The sequence below is a fragment of the Pseudodesulfovibrio karagichevae genome (assembly GCF_041414475.1).
In the GTDB taxonomy this organism is placed as follows: Bacteria; Desulfobacterota; Desulfovibrionia; order Desulfovibrionales; family Desulfovibrionaceae; genus Pseudodesulfovibrio; species Pseudodesulfovibrio karagichevae.
The window spans coordinates 1-15,619 of the sequence record NZ_JBGLYH010000077.1 but is presented as its reverse complement, the minus strand read 5'-3'; the positions used below and the strand labels follow the sequence as shown (position 1 = coordinate 15,619).

The window sequence follows — 15,619 nt, the reverse complement described above, 5'->3', positions numbered from 1 at the left end:
AAGGGGAGGAAAGAACCCTTTTCAAAGGGTTTTTCCTCCCCTTCCCCCGGCCGCCGGAGGCCTGCCTTTCAAAAGAGGGCGGCCCGGTCCACGTTGGTGGGCCGGGCCGGGCGAAATGGGGTCGTGTTCGGGTCAGGCGTAGTCGCCGCGGTTGAACTTGAACTGTTCGGCGGCGGCGAGGGTTTCCAGTTCGTCGACGATGGACTTGAGTCCGGGGTGGGTGGTCCCGAGGTCCGGTTGTTCGGCCTTGAGCGTGGCCACGTCGTCGGCTATTTCGTCGAGGGTCCCGTAGGCGGCCTTGAGTCCGGCTCCGGGGTCGGCGAGGGTGGCGGCGTAGTCATCCCACTTGTCGAGAATGGATTCCACCTGGTCCGCGACCTGAGCACCGTCCTCGGACACGGGCTGCACTTTGGCGACCGCTCCGGCGGCGAGCAGGGGATTCACGATCATGGGCGGCGCGATGGAATGCGAGGCTGTCGCTTCTCCCCGCGCCACTTCCTGATTGAGAAGATCCCCGAAGGCCGCATCGGACTGCTTCGCCTTGTTGCGGCGCTGTGCCTGTTCCTGCTGGACGCCCTCGATCTGATCAGGACGGATCTTCATGGTTCAACTCCTATCCTGTGGTTTGCCTGGAATAATGCAAAGACCTTGCCAATGCCCGGCTATTGACAACCGACTGGAAAATCTTATTCTTTTTATGAAAAAGCCCGGCAAATTCTGCCGCCGGAGCGATAAGGGGGCCACCGGGCTCCCGGCAACTGTACTGGAGAAGAAAATGGTTGTCTATCGGGAGCGGGAGAGGCATATAGGAACAAGGCAGGATTCATTTCCCTCCGCATTTTCCGGAGGGGTAGACAATACGCAAGGAGGAGAAACCCATGCCTGAAATCAAGAAGATTCTGTGCGCGGTCGATTTTTCTGATTACAGCCCCATGGTCGCCGATTACGCCAACATGATGGCCAAGTGCTCCGGGGCGCAGATCCTGGTGCTGTACGTCGCGCCGTCGTTGAGCCAGTACGTGGGCTTCCATGTGCCGCCCAGCTCCATCGAGAGCTTCGTGGGTGAGATCGTCACCGGCGCAGAAGACACCATGAGCGCCTTCGTCAAGGAGAACTTCAAGGATCTCAACGTGGAAGGCAAGGTCGTCACCGGTTATCCCGCCGAGGAAATCCTGGCCATCTGCGAGGCCGAGAAGTGCGACATGGTCGTCATGGGCACCCACGGCCGCAAGGGCATCGACCGCATCCTGTTCGGCTCCGTGGCCGAAAAGGTGGTCAAGAGCTCCAAGGCCCCGGTCCTCACCGTCCGGCCCAGCTAGTTCCTTTACGGACTGACCTAAACCATATAAGGGAACGGTTTCGGCCGTTCCTTTTTTATGGGCAGAATGTCTCCCCCGGCCCCCATCCCCACTCCCTTCCTAAACTTTTTGGGCGCTTCGCGGGGGCGAGGGAAGCGGGGGGGTAAGGGGAGCGAAAGGGCACGGCAGCCCGCGCCCGCACGGCCCTGCCGAAGGCACACAAAAAGTTTTGGAGATCCTTAAGAACCTTATTCAAAAGGTTCTTAAGCGGGGCCTGGGGCAGCGCCCCAGCCGTCGGCGACGCCCGCCGGCGAGGCCCTCTTTCGAGGAGAGAGTGATGAGAGAGTTTACCGTTCGTCCGGAGATCATGGATTTCGCGCCGTACGTGCCGGGTCTGACCATCGAGCAGATCCAGGCGCGGTACGGGCTCACGTCGGTCATCAAGCTGGCCAGCAACGAGAATCCGCTGGGCACGTCGCCCCTGGTCATGAAGGCCATCGAGCGCAACGCGGCGCGGGCCTTCCGCTATCCGGAGAACCATACGCCGAGGCTGACCAAGGCCGTGGCCGAGAACGTGGGCGTGCCCGAAGAGTGCGTGCTGGTGGGCAACGGCTCGGACGAGATCATCGACATGCTTTTCCGCATGAAGTGCGTTCCCGGCAAGTCCAACGTGGTCTTCTACGAGCACAGCTTCGCTATGTACGGCATGTGCGCCAAGCTGTGCGGCCTGGAGTACCGGGTGGTCCCGCGCGGCGAGGACTGCGCCCTGCCCCTGGACGCGCTGGCCGAGGCCGCGGACGAGAACACGGCCCTGGTCGTGGTCACCAGCCCGGACAACCCCACGGGGCTGGCCGCCGGGGTGGAGGACCTGACCGTGCTGGCGGGCGTGCTGCCCAAGGACTGCCTGCTGGTGGTGGACGAGGCGTACATCGAATTCGCCTGGCCGCCGGAGTCCTATTCGCCGGTCCAGGCCTTCGACAAGTTCGAGAATCTGGTCTGCCTGCGCACGTTCTCCAAGGCCTACGGCCTGGCGGGCATGCGGCTCGGCTACGGGATCATGCCCGCGAGCCTGGCCGCGTTGCTCAGGAACGCGCGCATCCCGTTCACGGTCAACCTGCTGGCCGAGGAGGCCGGACTGGCCGCGCTGGAAGACGAGACCTTTTTCAACGAGACCCTGAGCGTGGTCATGCGCGGCCGCGAGTATTTCACCAGGGAGCTGACCAGGCTCGGGTGCAAGGTCTGGCCGAGCCAGTCCAACTTCGTCATGTTCCGGCCGCCCATGGACGCCAAGACGCTCTTCCAGACCCTGCTCGAGCGGGGCATCATCGTCCGCCACCTGGGCAACTTCGGCCTGGCCGACTGCATCCGGGTGAACATGGGCACGGACAGGGAAAACGAGCTGTTTATCCGGGCCGTGGGGGACATCCTCAATGGGTGACACCCTGATCGTGACCATCGACGGCCCGGCCGGGGTGGGCAAGTCCACCATGGCCAAACGGCTGGCCCGGCTGCTGTCCATCCCGTACCTGGACACGGGGGCCATGTTCCGTTCCGTGGCCTGGAAGCTCGGCGACGGGGCCTGGGACTGGCCCGAAGAGCGGCTGGAAAAGGCCCTGGCGGGCTTCGAATACGGGCTGTCCGGGGTGGGCGAGGACTCGGTCCTGTCCCTGAACGGCACGCCCATCGGGAACGAAATCCGCACCGAGGAGGTGGGCATGTGGGCCTCTAACATGGCCACCCTGCCGGTCATCCGCACCTTTTTGAAGAAGGCCCAGCAGGCGCTCGGGGCGAAGTACTCCCTGGTGGCCGAGGGCCGCGACATGGGCACCGTGATCTTCCCGGACGCCCCGCACAAGTTTTTCCTGGACGCCTCGGTGGACGAACGGGCCCGCCGCCGGTTCCTGCAGCTTCAGGGGATGGGCAAGCCCGCCGACCTGGATGCGCTGAGGGAACAGATCGCCAGGCGCGACGACCAGGACCGCAACCGGGCAGTGGCCCCGCTCAAGGCGGCGGACGACGCGGCCGTCATCGACACCACGGACATGGACCGGGACCGGGTCCTGGCCGTCTTGAAAGAAGCCGTTGCCTAGGGTACATCCTGTTTCGAAGCAACGTGAGGAGATATTTTAGTCATGCTTGATCTCAAATTGATGCAGAAGGATCCGGACCTGATCCGGCGGAGCCTCGAGAAACGCCATTCGAAAATCGACGTGGCCGAATTCACCGAACTGGACGAGCGGCGCAAGCAGCTCATCGGCGAGGTGGAATCCCTCAAGGCCGAGAAGAACGCCGTGGGGCCGGAGATCGCCAAGCGCAAGCGGGCGGGCGAGGACGTCTCGGACCTGCTCGACAAAATGGGCAGGGTGGCCGAACGCACCAAGGAGCTCGACCGCGAACTGGCCGAGGTGGAGAAGGCCGAATCCGACTGGATGATGGCCGTGCCCAACATCCCGCACGAGTCCGTGCCCGAGGGCGCGGGCGAGGAGGACAACCCGGTCCTGCGTTACTGGGGCGAGAAGCCGGTCATGGACTTCGAGCCCAAGGAGCACTGGGAGATCGGCACCGCGCTCGGCGGCCTGGACTTCGAGTGCGCGGCCAAACTCGCCGGGGCCCGGTTCTCCGTCAGCTTCGGCTGGTGCGCCCGGCTGGAGCGCGCCCTGGCCCAGTTCATGCTCGACACCCAGACCGAAAAACACGGCTACACCGAGGTCCTGCCGCCGCTCATCGTCAACAAGAAGACCATGACCGGCACGGGCCAGCTGCCCAAGTTCGAGGAAGACCTGTTCAAGCTGACCGACGAGCGCGAATTCTACCTCATCCCCACGGCCGAGGTGCCCCTGACCAACATCTACGCCGACGAGGTCATTCCCGAGGAAAAGCTGCCGGTCAAGTTTTGCGCCCAGACCCCGTGTTTCCGGTCCGAGGCCGGTTCCTACGGCAAGGACACCAAGGGGCTCATCCGCCAGCACCAGTTCTACAAGGTGGAGATGGTCAACTTCGCCCATCCGGACCACTCCTACGAGGCCCTGGAGGACATGACCCGCTCGGCCGAACGCATCCTGGAGCTGCTGAACCTGCACTACCGGACCATCGCCCTGTGCACCGGCGACATGGGTTTCAGCGCGGCCAAGACCTACGATATCGAGGTCTGGCTGCCCGGCCAGGGCAAGTACCGCGAGATTTCGTCCTGTTCCAACTGCGAGGACTTCCAGGCGCGCCGGGCCAACATCCGGTTCCAGCCCAAGGACTCCAAGAAGAAGCTCTACCCCCACACCCTGAACGGCTCCGGCCTGGCCGTGGGCCGCTGCCTGGTGGCCGTCCTCGAAAACTACCAGCAGGCCGACGGCTCCCTGGTCATTCCCGAGGCGTTGCGCCCCTACATGGGGGGGCTTGAGGTGGTTACGCCTTAACGGGCGTGGTGTTTTAAGAGACGACAAAGGCCGGGAGAGCGAGTGCTTTCCCGGCCCTTTCTTTTGGGGGGAGAGGTGGGGCGCCGTGGTATGTCCGCGCATCCGCGTCGGGGCTTTTGGCTGTCCGCCTCATTTATGAATTTCGCCTTTACGGCGACTTCCTTTTTTGCTGGCACAGAAAAAAGGAAGCAAAAACTGCGCTTTTGGGCTAGCTCGCGGAAGCGGGACCAAGAGCCCGTAGGCGGCTCTCGCTGGCTGGATAGATGTCTGCTGCGCAGCCGCGATCCAGCCTGCGCTTCGCCGCCCGAGACGGGCTCTAGGCCCCGCTTCCGATTGTCCGTCGCTGTAAGGGATGTTTGGCTGTCGCCAGGGGCTGGTTGGGGGACGGTTGAGGTCGAAGGCGTTGATTGTTGAAGGGCCGAGGATGGTCCCGCCTGGCGGCGGGCCTGGGGAACGCCTTTTGTTTGCGCGCATGCGCGGTGGGGGAGCGTGCGTTCTCCTTACTTGGTGTTTCGCCTTTACGGCGACTTCCTTTTTTGCTGGCGCAGAAAAAAGGAAGCAAAAACTGCGCTTTTGGGCTAGCTCGCGGAAACGGGACCAAGAGCCCGTAGGCGGCTCTCGCTGGCTGGATAGATGTCTGCTGCGCAGACGCGATCCAGCCTGCGCTTTGCCGCCCGAGACGGGCTCTAGGCCCCGCTTCCGATTGCCCGTCGCTGTAAGTCGTCTCATTCCATCGCGTTTGGCCCGTTATCCCGCCCACCAATAAGCCCTACCAAGCTCGGTGGAGCGCCTTGGACGCCCCGCGTCCAACAGCGGCTCTCTTTGCAGGGCGTCACAGACGGAAGCGCACCCTCCCGATAATCCACGCTCGCCACACCCGAGCGACCGAAGAGGAGCAGACCAGTCTGAGCCCTGGATCGACGGCCTAGAAGCCGACCGCGAAGGGGTGGCGGCTCTCCCTCCGGGACCCGGCGTACTTCCAAAGCGGCGCGCCTCCCGCAAAGGCGCACCCTCTACTTTTCCCGGCGTGGAGCCGCCCCGAGCGGATCGGATTCTTGCCGACGATCCCTCGGGCGGCCGCACCGCGCGCAAGGCCCTTTTTTGGTTCTTTTTTGGGCAAGCAAAAAAGAACCGCCGCCCGCGCAGGGCATGGAGCAAGTGCAGGGGCGCAGCCCCGCACGGCGGCTCTCAGCGGCGCAGCCGCGCATCTTATCCCACAAAAAAAGCCGCCCCCAAGGGCGGCCTTCCTTATCTCTTCATCTCTTCTCTTCGCTTTCAGTAGAAGGCCTACACAAGACCTGAAAGGTCGTACGTGTCCGCCTTCTCGATCTCCACATCGAGGATGTCCCCCAGCTCCAACCGGGTGTCGGGCGGAGCGCCGACATAGGTCACCCCGTCCACTTCCGGGGCCTGGAACCAGGCCCGCCCCACGTACAGGCCGGGCCATTCGTCCGACTCCCGCTCGATGACCACGGGCACGGTCTCGCCCACGTACCCGGCCAGGATGTCGGCGCTGATCCCGGCCTGGAGCTCCATGAGCGCGTCGCGGCGGGCCAGCTTGACCTCGTCCGGGACCTGGTTGTCCATGGCCGCTGCCGGGGTGCCCTCCTCGGCCCAGTAGGGGAAGACACCGAGGTGGTGGAAGCGGGTGCGGCGCACGAAGTCCATGAGGGTTTCGAACTGCTCGTCCGTCTCGCCGGGATAGCCGACGATGAAGGTGGTCCGCAGGGCCGCTTCCGGGAAGAAGGAGCGGACCCGGTCCACGACCTTGTCCGGGTCGCGGGCGAACGGGCGGCCCATGGACGCGAGCACGTCCGGGTGGGCGTGCTGCAGGGGGATGTCGAAATAGGGCAGGAACGGCGCGCCCGTGTCGCGCAGCAGGCCGAGCAGGGACTCGGTCAGCCCGGCGGGGTAGAGGTACATGATGCGCAGCCATTGCAGGCTCGGGATGGCGGCCAGCCCCTTGATCAGGGCGGGCAGGTCGTGGCCCGGGCCGAGGTCCGAGCCGTAGGCCGTGGAGTCCTGGCCGACCACGATGATCTCGGGCACCTGGTCGGCCAGAAGCCGCGCCTCGTCCAGGAGGAAGTCCACCGGCCAGCTCTTGTGCGGGCCGCGTATGGACGGAATGGTGCAGAACCGGCAGTTGTGCGAGCACCCCTCCGAGACCTTGAGAAAGGCGTACGACGGGCCGGTGGAAAGATTGCGCGGGGTGTCGCCGGGCAGGTTCACCGCCAGGGCTTCGGCGGCCATGGCGGGCCACAGCTCGATCTGCTCGGTGTTCAGCCACAGGTCCACCTCGGGCAGGCCGCTGACGAGGTCCTGCCCGTAGCGCGAGACCAGGCATCCGGCCACGCAGACCAGCGGCTTGCGGCCCCTTTCCTCGGCCACGTCCGAGGCCTCCCGGACCACGTCCAGGATGGTGTTGATGGACTCCTCGATGGCGGGCTGGATGAAGCCGCAGGTGTTGACCAGCACCAGGTCGGCGTCGGCCACGGAGTCGGCGGGAACCATGTTCGACCCGAGCGCGCCGAGCAGCCGCTCGGTGTCCACCCGGTTCTTAGGGCAACCCAGGCTGACGGTGTATGTTCGCACGGGAGTGCTCAAGGGTTTCACCATGTCATTTCCTTTGATAACGTTTCCTGAATGGGGTAATCTTGTGCTGGTGCAAAGTCCAGCCTGGACGCGCGCCACATGAGCACAGGTCGGGGAGGAGGTCAAATGATCGAAGGATCCATTGTGGACGATAAACGATACATCATAGGCGTCATCGGAGACATCCCCGCCTTGCTCGCCCTCTGGGAGATGTTCAAGGACCAGAGCAACGACGAAACCCTCAAGGAGATCGGCGTGGTGGCCGTGGCCCTGCCCGGCGAGTCCGTGCTGCCCCAGGCCACCGACGCGGGCCGGATCATCCCCACCTATGCGGGCTACAAGGCCATGCTCGAGAAGCATCCCGAGATCAACATGGTCATCGAGGCCACGGGCCGCCCCGGCCTGATCTACGAGCTGCGCAAGTACCTGCCGCCGTCCATCACCCTGGTGGAGCGCGGCGCGGCCCACTTCTTCATCAATCTGCTGGCCTCCAACCAGATGTGGGTGGCCTGCAAGGTGGACCTGCTCCACACCCAGACCATGCTCAAGACCATCGTCGACCAGATGGAGCAGGAGATCCTGTTCCTGGACCGGGAGGGGCTGGTGGTGGGCATGAACCAGACCGTGCTGGACCGTTCCGGCCTGCCCAAGCGGGCCCTGATCGGCAAGAACTACTGCGACATCTTCACCCGGTCCAAGGAAGGCGAGTGCGAGGAGTGGGACGACCCCTTTGAAAAGACCATGCGCACCCATGCCCCGGCCGAGACGACCACCAGCCTGGTGGACCCGGACGGGCGCGTCCAGTATTACCGGGTCTACACCAGCCCGGTGTCGGACGAGGACGGCACGGTCAGCCACGTGGTCGCCATGCGCCGGGACATCACCCAGCGCCGGGCCATGGAGAACCGGCTGCAACAGGCCGAGCGGCTGGCCTCCATCGGCGAGCTGTCCACCTACATGGCCCATGAGATCCGCAACCCGCTCTTTTCCATCAGCGGCTTCGCCAATTCGCTCATGCGCGACAAGGACGTGGGCGACAAGGCCCGCGAGAAGCTGGCCATCATCCTGGATGAATCCCGGCGGCTGGACGAGGTCCTGCGCAGCCTGCTCAACTTCACCCGGCCCACCGAGGCCCAGGTGGCCGATGTGGACCTGAACGAGGTGGTCCGGGCCACCATGGACGTCATGCAGCTGCCGTGCTCCAACCAGAACGTGGTCCCGCACGTCTCCCTGGACGAGGGCATGGCCAGGGTCCACGCCAACCCGGACCTGATCAAGCAGTGCCTCATCAACCTGGTCAAGAACGCCCTGGAGGCCATGGAGTCGGGCGGCAAGCTGCTCGTAACCACCGCCATGAACCAGGACATGGCCCTGCTCGCCGTGGAGGACACCGGCGTGGGCATCCCGCTGGACATCCGCGACAAGATATTCAGCCCGTTCTTCTCCACCAAGGACAAGGGCGTGGGCCTGGGCCTGGCCCAGATCCACAAGATCGTGGGCGAGCTGGGCGGCCGGGTGGACCTGGTCTCCATGGAAGGGGTCGGCACCAAGGTCACCCTGTTCCTGCCGCCCACCCTGGCGGTTGAAGATTCGGGCGACTCCGCGTAGGTTCATCCCCCTGCACAAACCACCTCAGGGGGATATTCCATGGATACCATCGTTCTGGCGACCAACAACAAGGGCAAGATCAGGGAACTCTCGGTCATGCTCGAGCCCTTCGGCGTGGCCGTGAAGAGCCTGGCCGAATTCCCGGAGATCGGGGACATTCCCGAGACCGGCGAGACCTTTCTGGACAACGCCTTCATCAAGGCGCGCACCGTGGCCGAGCTGACCGGCCTGGTGGCCGTGGCCGACGACTCGGGCATCGAGATCGACGCCCTGGACGGCCGCCCCGGCGTCTACTCCGCGCGCTATGCGGGCGAGCAGCACGACGACCACGACAACAACGAGAAGATGCTGGCCGAGATGCAGGACGTGCCCGAGGAAAAACGCACCGGCCGCTACCGCTGCGTCATGGCCGCCTCCGCCCCCAACGGCGCGGAGATCACCGCCGACGGCGCCTACGAGATCACGGTCGGCCACGGCTACAAGGGCAAGGGCGGCTTCGGCTACGACGTCATCGTCGTCGACCCCGACTTCGGCTGCCACGTGGCCGAGCTCGACCCCGAGGTCAAGAACGGCAAGTCCCACCGGGGCAAGGCCATGAAAAAGCTGCTGGAGCAGTGGCCGGATTTTTGGGCGAAGGCCAACAAGTAGGCGTGTGTTGGGGCCTCCGGCGGCTGCTCGCCGCAGGGGCGTCTCCGACGGGCAGGGCGCTGCCCTGCACCCGCCAGGGAGCAAGGCCCCCTGGACCCCCATGTCGCCTCCGGCGAGGTCCGGAGGAACGCCCCTCGCCGTGCCGGTTTGCGATTTGCGCAAGAAAAACGAGAAACGCCGTGCCATGATTCAATCATGGTGCGGCGTTTTCCTTGCGCAAATCGCGGGATGTTTTTTTAGGGGGGCGGAATGACGGCGAAGAGGAGAGGATTTGAACCTCCGTTGGAGTTCCCCCGATACACGCTTTCCAGGCGTGCTTCATAAGCCGTGCCCGGTTTCTTCTCTGGTCTTAGGTGCTTAACCAAGTACAGCTGGAGACAATAGAAGCTGTCCGAGGGTATGTTTTTCAGCAAATCACCGCAGCAACTGCTGGCTCTGCTGTAACAAAAATCAAACGGACACCCCCCCACATGTCTGTAGGGCATTATAATCATCAAATTGGTCTAAAATCGATTCTCTTTGTTAGACGGCTAATGAGTATTTAACAAAAATATCGTGGATCATCCAGCACTTAATCCGAAGCTAATATCAAACGACATGAACTATCAGTAATCTACTCCAACCAAATTTAACAAATTTTCTCTAGTTCTTTTCCACCAAACATCATTATCGATGCTAATCAAGTTCAAGGCATTTATTAGCACAGGAATAGCTTCTCTAGTATCCCCTAATTTCATTAAGCATTCACCGTGCATTGCAATTGCTATATTTCTTTTCCGCTTATAGCTGTTTGCTGTGCTTTCGATTTTAACGAGCGCACTTAAATTTGAAGAAAAATGTTTTCTATCATCATAACTAGCGGAGTAATAAGGCTCAAGAGTTGAAGAAATTATGTTTGCCAGCCAGTTAGCTCTTTTAGAATATTGAATTAATGCTGGGATAGCCTCTCTATATTCCCCGGCGTTAAATAGATCAGTTGCCTTCTTTTCCAAGTTGTCGACTTCTGTTTTTGTCGGGACTCCAAGTTCCTGAATTTTTGAGGTAGAGGCGCTCAGATCAAAAGGATCAGTTTGTATTTTATCTTCCGCAAACACTAATGATGTCCAGAACATCACAAAACAAACGACCACTATCACCTTTTTCATAGCCACCCCATTGTTGTCCTTTTATTACCATCCCAACCCATTAACACAACTCATCTATTCTTTATCAATTAACGGCAGGTTTATACATTTTTTCAGATGAGGAATCAATCGGGGGGACAAAAAAGATAAACGTCATTACCGCAACGGCAGAAGTGGATTCACTTTGTTGGACGGCGGCCCTACAAAGCCTCACCACACGCCTGCCCCGACGCAAACGCCCAATGTAACTTAAACCCTCCCAATGCCTTGATCACATCGATGCCTCTCCTTGTCACATATACCCCCGGCACGTTGCGGGCCTCCATGGTTTTGGACGAGATGCGAGCCGTATCCGTCCGGAAATCGAAAGGGGAAATCCTTTCAATTCGGGGGGAAATTTGGCATAGAGCTTTCTTTGTGTAACGCACGATTTTAATCAATTCAAAGGGATCGGATATGACAGCATTGGGAACGGCCAAAACCGCATCGGCAAAGAAAATGATGCTTCTTGGTGGCGGCGAGCTCGGCAAGGAAGTGGTGATCGAAGCGCAGCGTCTCGGCATTGAGACGATTGTGGTCGATCGCTATGAAGATACCCCCGCCATGCAGGTGGCGCACCGCTCGTACACCATGTCCATGTTGGATGGCGACGCGCTCAGGCGGGTCATTACGGACGAGAAGCCGGACTATATCGTGCCCGAGATCGAGGCTATCGCCACGTCCACGCTGGTCGAGCTGGAAAAAGAGGGATTCAATGTCGTCCCTACGGCCAATGCGACCAGGCTGACGATGGATCGCGAAGGCATTCGGCGTCTTGCCGCCGAGGAGGTCGGCCTGACCACCTCGCCGTACCGCTTCGCCGATACGGCAGAGGAATACCGGGCGGCGGTGGCTGAAATCGGTATCCCCTGTGTGGTCAAGCCCGTCATGAGTTCTTCCGGAAAAGGGCAGTCCACGGTGAAAAGTGAGGCCGATATCCAAAAGGCCTGGGATTATTCCCAGTCCGGCGGCCGTACCGGTGAAGGGCGTGTCATCATCGAAAAATTTGTGCCTTTTGACTACGAGATCACCCTGTTGACCGTGCGGCACGTTGACGGCACCTCGTTTTGCGAGCCGATCGGGCACCGGCAGGAAAATGGGGATTACCGTGAATCCTGGCAGCCGCAGCCCATGAGCGAGGCGACCCTGGCGAAAGCCCGGGAATATGCCCGCAAGATCACGGACGCCCTCGGTGGGCGCGGCCTTTTCGGTGTTGAACTCTTTGTGAAAGATGGTGATGTCATCTTCAGTGAAGTGTCCCCTCGCCCTCACGATACCGGCCTGGTCACTGTCATCTCTCAGGATTTAAGCGAATTCGCCCTGCATGTGAGAGCTGTTTTGGGCTTGCCGATTCCGGGTATCCGGCAATACGGAGCCGCCGCTTCGAGCGTGATTTTATCCAACGGCACATCGGACCAGCCCGCCTTTGATGGCGTGGACGTCGCGCTTCGCGAGGCGGATACAAAGGTTCTGATCTTCGGGAAAGGCGAATGCGCCGGAGTCCGCCGTCTCGGCGTTGCCCTGGCCCTTGCCGACGACGTCGAGGCGGCCGTGGAGAAGGCGAAAAGAGTTTCTTCCGCCGTGATTGTTTTGTATTAGCGGCAAGTTAAACCGCTTTCACTCAAAGCGTCCGCTGAAGCCGAAAAAGGGCCTTGATCGACAACGTGTTGATCAAGGTCCTTGTTTTGATGCGCTGGGCAAAAGGCGTCGGTATCGTTGCCCTATGCGGCCTCTTCTTGGAAGTCTACAAGTCCTCGCCGCAGGCGGCGCCCGATGCGAACGCCCAATGCAGGTTGAACCCGCCCAGGTGCCCGGTCACGTCGAGCGTTTCCCCGATTACATACAACCCCGGCACGTCGCGGGCCTCCATGGTTTTGGACGAGATGCGGGCCGTGTCCACGCCGCCGACCGTGACCTCGGCCTTGGCGTAGCCCTCGGTGCCGGACGGGGTGATGGTGAAGCGGTGGATGGCCTCGCAGGCCGTCTCGATCTGGGCCTTGGACAGCTGGCTGACCGGGCTGTCGGCCAGGGGGGCGTCCAGGAGCAGGGGCGGCAGCCGCTTGGGCAGGATGCGGGCCAGCAGGTTGCGCAGCTGCTGGTTGGAGGCGCGGTGTTCCTCGATGACGTCTTCCAGCCGCTGGCCGGGCAGGAAATCGATGGTCATGGGCCGGTTCTCGCGCCAGTAGCTGGACGCCTGGAGCACGGCAGGGCCGGAGATGCCCCGGTGGGTGAAAAGCAGGGGGTCGGTGAAGCGCGCGCCTTCCGTCTCGACGGTGGCGGGCAGGGCGTTGCCCGCCATCTCCACGCACATGGCCTGTCGTTTCTTGGGAAAGACCAGGGGCACCAGGCCGGGCCGGGTCTCGGTCAGCTTGAGCCCGAACTGCTCGGCCAGCCTGAAGCCGAGGTCCGTGGCCCCGACCTGCGGCCAGGACGGCCCGCCCAGCGCCAGGACCAGGCGGTCGGCGGCGAGGCTGCGGCCGCCCGCCTCCACGGTGAACGGCCCGTTGCCGGACACCTTGCCGATTTCGCAGCCGGTCAGGATTTCCACGCCCGTCCGCTGGCAGCGCTCGGCCAATGCCCCGGCCACGCGGCCCGCGCCTTCTAGGGTGAACAGCTGGCCGTGGTCGCGTTCCTCATAGGTGATGCCGTTTTCCCCCAGGAAGCCGACCACGTCCCATGGCGAGAGCCGGGCCAGGGCGGATTTCACGAAATGGGGGTTGGCGCACAGGTAGTGCTCGGGGGAGGCGTCCAGGTTGGTGAAGTTGCACATGCCGCCGCCGGACACGCGGACCTTGCGCGCGGTCTTGACCCCGTGGTCGATGACGGCCACGCGGCGGCCGCGCGCCCCGGCGGTCATGGCGCACCACAGGCCCGAGGCCCCGGCTCCGAGTATGACGGCGTCCAGTCTGTCCATGCGCCGGTTCTACGGCAAGGGCCCTGGATTGTCACGAAACCGTGTTGACAAAAAACGGGGTGGGGCTATGATTTCGGAACCTGTAAAAACTCTACTCTGGAGGAAGCAAAATGGCTGCCAAGAAAATACTGATGCTCGTCGGCGACTTCGTGGAAGACTACGAAGCCATGGTTCCCTTTCAGATTCTGCTGATGGTCGGCCATACGGTCCACACCGTCTGCCCCGGCAAGAAGGCGGGCGAGACCGTGGCCACCGCCGTGCACGACTTCGAGGGACACCAGACCTACTCCGAAAAACCGGGCCACAACTTCGGCGTGACCACCACCTTCGAGGAGATCAAGGCCGAGGACTACGACGCCCTGGTCATCCCCGGCGGCCGCGCCCCGGAATACCTGCGCCTCAACCCGGACATCATCAAGTGCGTGCAGCACTTCGCCAAGGCGGGCAAGCCCATCGCGGCCATCTGCCACGGCCCGCAGATCCTGACCGCGGCCGACGTCATCAAGGGCAAGACCTGCACCGCCTACCCGGCGGTCAAGCCGGACATCGACGGCGCGGGCGGCACCTGGTGCGAGGTCAACGCCACGGCCTCCAACGCCTGCACGGACGGCAACATCGTCACCGCCCCGGCCTGGCCCGCCCATCCCGAGTGGATGCGCGCGTTCCTCAAGGTCCTGGGGTCCACCATCGAGCCGTAACCGGCCGTTCTCCGCGAGATCGAAAACAGGCGGCCCGGGGAATTTCTCCGGGCCGCTCCACTTTTCTTCCCGGCGGGTTTCTGTTATGAGCAAATCAACAATTGCTTACAATACGTGGAGGATGCGAACATGATGGGTTATTTCTGGTTTTTCCTGGGGCTGTTCCTGACCGTGGCCGCACTGGTCATGATCAAGGTCAGTTCTCCGAACGGGCACTAGTTTTCGCCGCGCACGCGGCATGAGGGGAATCGGCGAAACCGGTTCCCCTTCGTTTTTTTGACCTCCCCGCCGAAGGCGCATAAACGGGATGCAAGGGTGCGAACCCTTGCCCGCCGGAGGCGAAATCACCCGACAACGCCGCGCAGCGGCCTTCCCCTCCTGATTTCCCTGCATCCAAAGGAGAAGACGCCATGATCATTTATTCCTGGAACGTCAACGGCTACCGGGCCGTGCTCAAGAAGGATTTCCGCGACTGGCTGGACGGCTGCGGCGGCGACGTGGTCATGCTCCAGGAGACCAAGGTCGAGCCGGACCAGCTCGACCCGGAGGAGCGCGAGCCCGATTCCTTCTCCAACCACTACTGGAACTGGTCCAAGAAAAAGAAGGGCTATTCCGGCGTGGCCTGCTTCACCAACCCCGAGCCGCTCTCCTGGGACACCGGCCTGTCCGACGGCCGGTTCCGCGACGAGGGCCGGGTGCTGCATCTCGAATACCCGGACTTCCATCTGTTCAACATCTATTTCCCCAACGGCCAGATGTCCGACGAGCGCCTGGATTTCAAGATGGGCTTCTACGACACCTTCCTCGAACACGCCCAAACCCTGCGCAAGACCAAGCCCATCGTGGTCGGCGGCGATTTCAACACCGCGCACCGGGAAATCGACCTCAAGAATCCCAAGGCCAACAGCGAACGGTCCGGGTTCCTGCCCGTGGAGCGCGCCTGGATCGACAAGTTCATTGAACACGGCTACGTGGACACCTTCCGCCTGTTCGAGGACGGGCCGCACCACTACTCCTGGTGGTCCTACCGCTTCAACGCCCGCAAGAACAACGCCGGGTGGCGCATCGACTACTTCTTCGTGTCCGAGGAACTCAAGGACAAAGTCGTCCGCGCCTGGATCGAACCCGACGTCCTCGGCTCCGACCACTGCCCTATTGGTGTTGAGATAGACGTTTAAGAATGCCTCCGGGCCTCCAGCCGTTGGCGAGTCTTCGAGCCTTACGGATGAGGACAGCAGCGATCGGCCGGGGGAAGGGGAGAAGGGAACCCTTTGAGAAAAGGGTTCCC

Annotated in this window: 13 protein-coding genes and 1 tRNA gene; 9 read left to right on the top strand and 5 right to left on the bottom strand. The window is 62.1% G+C overall.

Going from position 1 to position 15,619, the window contains the following annotated elements:
• Nucleotides 1–132: 132 nt before the first annotated feature.
• On the bottom strand, nt 133–603 hold the full coding sequence (locus AB6M95_RS17620) for a hypothetical protein (RefSeq protein WP_371388060.1): 471 nt from the start codon (nt 601–603) through the stop codon (nt 133–135).
• Nucleotides 604–878: 275 nt separating this feature from the next.
• Between AB6M95_RS17620 and AB6M95_RS17615 the strand changes: the two genes are divergently transcribed.
• From AB6M95_RS17615 to serS, 4 genes are all read left to right on the top strand, one after another.
• Nucleotides 879–1,319 (top strand): universal stress protein, encoded by a 441-nt coding sequence (locus tag AB6M95_RS17615; RefSeq protein ID WP_371388059.1) that lies wholly within the window; start codon nt 879–881, stop codon nt 1,317–1,319.
• 316 nt (nt 1,320–1,635) lie between these two features.
• Nucleotides 1,636–2,736 (top strand): histidinol-phosphate transaminase, encoded by a 1,101-nt coding sequence (gene hisC, locus AB6M95_RS17610; RefSeq protein ID WP_371388058.1) that lies wholly within the window; start codon nt 1,636–1,638, stop codon nt 2,734–2,736.
• Nucleotides 2,729–3,388, top strand: a complete 660-nt coding sequence (cmk, locus tag AB6M95_RS17605) for a (d)CMP kinase (protein WP_371388057.1) — start codon at nt 2,729–2,731, stop codon at nt 3,386–3,388. Before hisC ends, cmk begins: the two co-directional genes overlap by 8 nt.
• Before the next feature lie 42 nt (nt 3,389–3,430).
• Nucleotides 3,431–4,708 carry a serine--tRNA ligase gene (gene serS, locus AB6M95_RS17600; protein ID WP_371388056.1) on the top strand — a complete coding sequence of 426 codons (1,278 nt, stop codon included), beginning with the start codon at nt 3,431–3,433 and terminating at the stop codon, nt 4,706–4,708.
• A gap of 1,287 nt (nt 4,709–5,995) precedes the next feature.
• On the opposite strand, the gene rimO is transcribed toward serS, so the two are convergent.
• On the bottom strand, nt 5,996–7,324 hold the full coding sequence (gene rimO / locus AB6M95_RS17595) for a 30S ribosomal protein S12 methylthiotransferase RimO (RefSeq protein WP_371388055.1): 1,329 nt from the start codon (nt 7,322–7,324) through the stop codon (nt 5,996–5,998).
• A gap of 102 nt (nt 7,325–7,426) precedes the next feature.
• Between rimO and AB6M95_RS17590 the strand changes: the two genes are divergently transcribed.
• Nucleotides 7,427–8,908, top strand: coding sequence for a two-component system sensor histidine kinase NtrB (locus tag AB6M95_RS17590; RefSeq protein WP_371388054.1), 1,482 nt, complete (start codon nt 7,427–7,429; stop codon nt 8,906–8,908).
• Nucleotides 8,909–8,947: 39 nt separating this feature from the next.
• Nucleotides 8,948–9,556 carry an XTP/dITP diphosphatase gene (locus AB6M95_RS17585; RefSeq protein WP_371388053.1) on the top strand — a complete coding sequence of 203 codons (609 nt, stop codon included), beginning with the start codon at nt 8,948–8,950 and terminating at the stop codon, nt 9,554–9,556.
• Between the two features lie 256 nt (nt 9,557–9,812).
• Here AB6M95_RS17585 and AB6M95_RS17580 read toward each other — a convergent pair.
• A tRNA-OTHER gene (locus tag AB6M95_RS17580) sits at nt 9,813–9,898 on the bottom strand.
• 263 nt (nt 9,899–10,161) lie between these two features.
• Complete coding sequence (locus AB6M95_RS17575; protein ID WP_371388052.1) at nt 10,162–10,707, bottom strand: hypothetical protein; 546 nt, start codon at nt 10,705–10,707, stop codon at nt 10,162–10,164.
• Between the two features lie 429 nt (nt 10,708–11,136).
• Between AB6M95_RS17575 and purT the strand changes: the two genes are divergently transcribed.
• Nucleotides 11,137–12,318 carry a formate-dependent phosphoribosylglycinamide formyltransferase gene (gene purT / locus AB6M95_RS17570; protein WP_371388051.1) on the top strand — a complete coding sequence of 394 codons (1,182 nt, stop codon included), beginning with the start codon at nt 11,137–11,139 and terminating at the stop codon, nt 12,316–12,318.
• A gap of 145 nt (nt 12,319–12,463) precedes the next feature.
• Here the strand turns inward: purT and AB6M95_RS17565 are convergent, their stop codons facing one another.
• On the bottom strand, nt 12,464–13,633 hold the full coding sequence (locus tag AB6M95_RS17565) for a BaiN/RdsA family NAD(P)/FAD-dependent oxidoreductase (protein ID WP_371388050.1): 1,170 nt from the start codon (nt 13,631–13,633) through the stop codon (nt 12,464–12,466).
• Between the two features lie 110 nt (nt 13,634–13,743).
• On the opposite strand from AB6M95_RS17565, the gene AB6M95_RS17560 reads away from it, so the two are divergent.
• The gene (locus tag AB6M95_RS17560; protein ID WP_371388049.1) at nt 13,744–14,331 is read left to right on the top strand and encodes a DJ-1/PfpI family protein; all 588 of its coding nucleotides are present in this window, start codon (nt 13,744–13,746) and stop codon (nt 14,329–14,331) included.
• Nucleotides 14,332–14,741: 410 nt separating this feature from the next.
• The gene (locus AB6M95_RS17555) at nt 14,742–15,509 is read left to right on the top strand and encodes an exodeoxyribonuclease III (RefSeq protein ID WP_371388048.1); all 768 of its coding nucleotides are present in this window, start codon (nt 14,742–14,744) and stop codon (nt 15,507–15,509) included.
• Nucleotides 15,510–15,619 lie beyond the last annotated feature (110 nt).

Excerpts from the sequence above, each read along its gene's own strand:
- AB6M95_RS17620 (WP_371388060.1), bottom strand. The coding sequence starts at position 603 with ATGAAGATCCGTCCTGATCAGATCGAGGGCGTCCAGCAGGAACAGGCA.
- AB6M95_RS17555 (WP_371388048.1), top strand. The coding sequence starts at position 14,742 with ATGATCATTTATTCCTGGAACGTCAACGGCTACCGGGCCGTGCTCAAG.
- purT (WP_371388051.1), top strand. The coding sequence starts at position 11,137 with ATGACAGCATTGGGAACGGCCAAAACCGCATCGGCAAAGAAAATGATG.
- serS (WP_371388056.1), top strand. The coding sequence starts at position 3,431 with ATGCTTGATCTCAAATTGATGCAGAAGGATCCGGACCTGATCCGGCGG.
- AB6M95_RS17615 (WP_371388059.1), top strand. The coding sequence starts at position 879 with ATGCCTGAAATCAAGAAGATTCTGTGCGCGGTCGATTTTTCTGATTAC.
- rimO (WP_371388055.1), bottom strand. The coding sequence starts at position 7,324 with ATGGTGAAACCCTTGAGCACTCCCGTGCGAACATACACCGTCAGCCTG.
- AB6M95_RS17585 (WP_371388053.1), top strand. The coding sequence starts at position 8,948 with ATGGATACCATCGTTCTGGCGACCAACAACAAGGGCAAGATCAGGGAA.
- AB6M95_RS17560 (WP_371388049.1), top strand. The coding sequence starts at position 13,744 with ATGGCTGCCAAGAAAATACTGATGCTCGTCGGCGACTTCGTGGAAGAC.
- AB6M95_RS17565 (WP_371388050.1), bottom strand. The coding sequence starts at position 13,633 with ATGGACAGACTGGACGCCGTCATACTCGGAGCCGGGGCCTCGGGCCTG.
- AB6M95_RS17590 (WP_371388054.1), top strand. The coding sequence starts at position 7,427 with ATGATCGAAGGATCCATTGTGGACGATAAACGATACATCATAGGCGTC.
- hisC (WP_371388058.1), top strand. The coding sequence starts at position 1,636 with ATGAGAGAGTTTACCGTTCGTCCGGAGATCATGGATTTCGCGCCGTAC.
- cmk (WP_371388057.1), top strand. The coding sequence starts at position 2,729 with ATGGGTGACACCCTGATCGTGACCATCGACGGCCCGGCCGGGGTGGGC.